Source organism: Fluviicola sp., assembly GCF_030151805.1.
GTDB lineage: Bacteria > Bacteroidota > Bacteroidia > Flavobacteriales_D > Crocinitomicaceae > Fluviicola.
On the sequence record NZ_JASLCN010000001.1, the window covers coordinates 1 to 3,280 of the forward strand.

General features: G+C 40.7%; 2 protein-coding genes and 2 pseudogenes. 3 read left to right on the forward strand and 1 reads right to left on the reverse strand.

Annotated features, from left to right (window positions below):
• Nucleotides 1-290 (forward strand): annotated as a pseudogene (locus Q1V93_RS00005) (sensor protein KdpD); the annotation flags it as partial.
• 6 nt (nt 291-296) lie between these two features.
• Nucleotides 297-2,033 carry an ATP-binding protein gene (locus tag Q1V93_RS00010; protein WP_300659665.1) on the forward strand — a complete coding sequence of 579 codons (1,737 nt, stop codon included), beginning with the start codon at nt 297-299 and terminating at the stop codon, nt 2,031-2,033.
• A gap of 260 nt (nt 2,034-2,293) precedes the next feature.
• Here the strand turns inward: Q1V93_RS00010 and Q1V93_RS00015 are convergent, their stop codons facing one another.
• The gene (locus tag Q1V93_RS00015) at nt 2,294-2,788 is read right to left on the reverse strand and encodes an SRPBCC domain-containing protein (protein ID WP_300659668.1); all 495 of its coding nucleotides are present in this window, start codon (nt 2,786-2,788) and stop codon (nt 2,294-2,296) included.
• A gap of 188 nt (nt 2,789-2,976) precedes the next feature.
• On the opposite strand from Q1V93_RS00015, the pseudogene Q1V93_RS00020 reads away from it, so the two are divergent.
• Nucleotides 2,977-3,280: pseudogene (locus Q1V93_RS00020) on the forward strand (hypothetical protein); the annotation flags it as partial.

Genomic DNA, 3,280 nt, shown 5'->3' on the forward strand with positions numbered 1-3,280 from the left:
TTTATGTACAAATTCCGGCTGAAAGCAACGACCGAATTCCACTGGACAAACAACGCCACCTCATCAATAATTTTAAACTAGCTACCGAATTGGGGGCAACAGTGATCCGGGTGGAAGAAAAAAATGTCACTGATGCGATTATGCGAATCGCTGAGGAAAAGAAGATTACAACGGTTTCTATCGGAAAACCGCATTTCAGTTTGTTCAAAGTGATCCTTGCTACCTCTGTTTTTAATAAATTGCTTAATAAATTGGCAGCATCCGATATTGATTTGATCATTTTATCCTGATTTTCCATGAAGATTAAAACAAAACTCACACTTGGCGTCGGACTTCTTTTCCTGCTCATTATTCTCTTATCACTAGTTTCGGGAGGATATATCCTGACCTTGAAAAATGATACGAACAACATTCTGAAGGCCAATTACAACAGTCTCAACTATTCCCGGAAAATGTTGATTTCGCTGGATGAAGAAGCGTATGACAAAACTGCTGAAAAACGCTTCAAAACCAACCTGGGACTTCAACTCCGGAATGTAACCGAATCCGGTGAGAATGAAATAACACAGCGTTTGAAAGATCATGTAACGGAACTCAATTCTTCCGCAATCACGGATAAAGAACAAACCCGTAAATTGATCCGGCAGGATATTTTGCAGATCATGCAGTTAAACATGACGGCTATTCAGCGCAAAAGTGAACTGGCAAATGATTCTTCTGTCGATGCCTTATTCTGGATTATTCTTACAGGCGGCTCCTGCTTTCTCATTGCTTTTATTCTCCTGGTCCAATTGCCCAAAAACATTGCTAAACCCATTAAAGAACTTACGGAAAGCATCCGCCAGATTGCATCCCGGAATTACAAACAACGGGTTGCATTTGAAAGTCATAATGAATTCGGGGACCTGGCAAAATCGTTCAATACGATGGCCGAAAAACTAGACGAATACAACAGTACGCAATTGGCCGAAGTGCTTTACGAAAAGAAGCGTATCGAAACCCTGATCAACAATATGAATGATCCGGTTATCGGGCTGGATGAACACGGAAAAGTCGTATTTGTCAATGACGAAGCAATCAATATTCTGAATATTCCCAAAACCAAGCTGATGGGATGTTCCGCAAAAGAACTGGCTTTGTCGAATGATTTGATTCGTTCCCTGATCCGTGATCTGAAAGAAATTGCCGGAAATAACGTTCAAAAGGAAGATCCGTTTATGAATATTTTTATGGACGGAAAAGAGCAGTATTTCGAAAAAGAACTCATCACGATTTCCATTACACCAACCGGAGAACGTGAACAACAACTGATCGGAAATGTGATCATCTTACGGAACATCACGTCTTTTAAAGAGCTTGAATTTGCGAAGACAAACTTCATGGCAACCATTTCGCACGAACTGAAAACACCTATTTCATCCATTAAAATGAGTTTGCAGCTATTGGAAACAAAAGATGTGGGCATCATCAATGAAGATCAGCGTGAATTGTTGCGCAGTATTCGTGAAGACAATGAACGACTCTTAAAAATAACGGGGGAATTGCTGAATCTCTCACAAATCGAAACAGGGAATATCCGGCTTTTCATGCAGCCATCCGATCCATACAAATTGATTACGCAGGCGGTTGAAGCAGTTCAAAAAGAAGCAGAACACGATCAGATCCGGATGGAGATTGAAACGGAGGACGGGCTCTCTCCCATTTCAATGGATATGGACAAAACGCAATGGGTTTTAATCAACCTGTTGATCAATGCCATTCATTATTCTCCTGCCGGGGAAACCATCACCATTCGCCTGAAACAGGAGGAAAATCGGTTCCGGTTTGAGGTGAGCGATCATGGCGAAGGAATTTCCGAGGAATATCTTTCCCGTATTTTTGACCGTTATTTCCAGGTTCCGGGAATCAGTAAACCGGGAAGCGGGCTCGGATTGGCGATCTGCAAGGAATTTATCGAAGCACAGGGCGGAACGATTGGAGTGGATAGCACACCGGGTGAAGGAAGCACGTTCTTTTTTCTATTGTCGAGATAAAGAGATTTTTTCATGCGAGAAATGATCTCTGAAGGACCGGAATAAATGGTCAGAGCAGGATTTTCCTACCAGTAATTTTGCTTAATTGGTTTTCTGCTTATTTGATTTTTTGTCATTTTGGCGATTCGTAATATTACGAATGGACAAAAGCAACTTTCCAATCGTTCCCGATACACCTCCATTACATTCCGGCACTCGAACTGACTAAAAGCACAGATTGATAGAATTTGGATCAAACTGAATGGAAACGGGAAAACAATTTAATTATTCACCACCCCGGCTAGTTCGGTATCTTTATTTCTGAGATCAATTCCGCCTTCCAGGATTGATTTCAGATTGATGAGATAAAAAGTCCATCCGAACGCACAACCCAAACGGATATTTGCTTTGGACTCATCATCCAACGGAATTTCCCGTTGTGTAAGTTCAACCAAAACGGAATCTTTTTCAGGCTTCAACGTGATTCCTACCTTACAGTTTCCTGCAAAGGTAAATTCAAAAAAATCGGTTCCGTTTGCTTCCGTAACCTTCCCTTCTTCATAATAACCCTGGGTGAACCAATTCCACTCGTATCTGCAACCGGCAGAGCAATTTTCAGACGGAGAAACTTTTTCATTTTCAGCGGAGTAATAAACAGCCCTGGATAAAAACCATTTTTCCAGTTCTTCGCTTTTGGTCCATGCATCGTAGACCGTTTTCATGTCGGATTTAACCGCTATGCGTTTCGTAAATTGTGTCCAGTTAAAATTTTTCATCCTTGTTTGCTTTTGTAGTTTGCCCTATTTGGGATTACAAGACCTAAAGTACTACATAACTGGATAAAATGGCAAAATCAGTTACCTAAAAATTCTACTAAATTGGTATACTAGCATTTCAAGAATTCAAGGAAGTACAGCATTTTTCCGGGTATGAACTTCCCTATCTTTGTTTTCAGAGATTGAAAATGAAAAGATTTATCGTCGTTCTATTTTTGTTGATTTATGTTGTGCCGGCAATCGGCTGCAATATTAATGTGCATTATTGCGGCGGCGAGGTTGCTTCTATCTCTATCAATCCGGTTATTGATTCCCAAACCTGTGTTTGCGGAAGCAAAAAAATGGAGAAGGATTGCTGCAAAGACAAGCAAATGTCTTTCAAGCTAAAGGCCGATCAGCAGAAGTATTCTCAAATCACTTTTGATCTTTCACATTCCTTTGATGCTTTAGAAACAAACATTCCGGAGTACCGCTTTGATTTTGATACGCTTG

What these genes read in the sequence shown, in the direction of transcription:
- Q1V93_RS00010 (WP_300659665.1), top strand. Translation starts at nt 297, where the DNA reads ATGAAGATTAAAACAAAACTCACACTTGGCGTCGGACTTCTTTTCCTG.
- Q1V93_RS00015 (WP_300659668.1), bottom strand. Translation starts at nt 2,788, where the DNA reads ATGAAAAATTTTAACTGGACACAATTTACGAAACGCATAGCGGTTAAA.